At 70.1% G+C, this 1,299-nt stretch carries 1 protein-coding gene and 1 pseudogene (1 of these 2 only partly in view); one reads left to right on the top strand and one right to left on the bottom strand.

What is annotated here, in order from left to right; genetic code table 11:
- Positions 1-480 (top strand): annotated as a pseudogene (locus K789_RS24770) (FCD domain-containing protein); the annotation flags it as partial.
- A gap of 42 nt (positions 481-522) precedes the next feature.
- On the opposite strand, the gene K789_RS0119540 reads toward K789_RS24770, so the two are convergent.
- Positions 523-1,299 carry the 3' portion of a zinc-binding dehydrogenase gene (locus K789_RS0119540; protein ID WP_024368227.1) on the bottom strand. The gene runs 288 nt beyond the window's last position, so only the last 777 of its 1,065 coding nucleotides appear in the window; its start codon lies off the right edge, out of view; it ends in the stop codon at positions 523-525.

Raw genomic sequence — 1,299 nt, forward strand, 5'->3', positions numbered from 1 at the left:
CCTCGCCGGCGAGGGCCGCGGCGCGCAGCTGCGCTCCCTCGCAGAGCTGCGCACCGCCGTCGAGCCCGTGGCCGCCGAACTGGCCGCCGCCAACGCCCCGGCGGACATCCGGCGGGAACTTGTGGAAGTCTCGCATGCGATGCGCGACGCCGGACAGGCCGGGGACGTGCCAAGGTTCCTGGAACTCGATATCCATTTCCACTCCCTGCTGCTGACCGGCTCCGGGAACGAGATGTTTGCCAACATGGTGGGGCAGGTGGCCGAGACGCTGACCGGCCGCACTGTGCACGGCCTGATGCCGGACCATCCCCGCGACACGGCGCTGCAGTGGCACGTGGACGTGGCAGAGGCGATTGCCGCCGGGNNNNCCCGGCGGCAGCCCGCGAGGCCTCGGACCGGATCATGCGGGAGACCATCTCGGAGATGGAACCCGAGTGGAAGAACCAGCCCAGGGTGTTTGTCCCGGTCCAGCGGCCCTAGCTGTAGTGCCCCGCCGCCCCGGCGCCGCTGTCCCCGCAACGCTCACCCCCCTGCGTCCGGGCCGAAGTCCAGCAGCACTTTTCCGGAAACAGCCGCGTTCCTGGCCACTTCGAAGGCTTCCAGTCCGCTGTCGAGCGGGAAGGTGTGGGTGACCACCGGATCCACCGGCAGCGATCCGTCGGCGAGCGCATTGATGACGTCGTCAATTTCGTCGTTGAAGCGGAAGGAGCCCAGCAGCTCCAGCTCGCGGGTTATGGCCAGTGAGATCAGGACGGGCTGCGGCCCGGAGGGCAGGAGCCCCACCATCACCACTTTGCCGCCGCGGACTGCACCCTTGATTGCGGAGGCCAGGCCATGGTGGCTGCCGGAGGATTCAATGACAACGTCCGCCGCGACGGCCGCGATGGCCTCTGCATCGTCGCCTTTGAGGACCTCGTCCGCGCCCACGGCGCGGGCAATTTCCAGCGGCCGATCGTGCATGTCCACGGCCACGATCCGCCGCGCCCCCGCACGTTTGAGGACGGCGACCGCCAGTGCGCCAATGGGACCGCTGCCGATCACGAGGGCCGTCTTTCCCGCCATGTCTCCCGCGCGGGAGACGGCGTGCCAGGCCACGGCCGCAGGTTCCGCCAGCGCGGCTGTCCTCAGGTCCAGGCCTGCCGGCAGGGTACGGAGCATCCGGGCGGGCAGAACGGCATACCGGCTAAAGGCGCCGTCCGTATGCGGGAAGCGCGCCGCACTGCCGAGGTACGTGCAGCCCGGTGAAAGGTTCGGACGGTCAGCCGGATACGGCGCGGCGCCCGGCCCCGGTGTGGCGGG

The organism is Arthrobacter sp. TB 26 (genome assembly GCF_000427315.1).
In the GTDB taxonomy this organism is placed as follows: Bacteria; Actinomycetota; Actinomycetes; order Actinomycetales; family Micrococcaceae; genus Arthrobacter.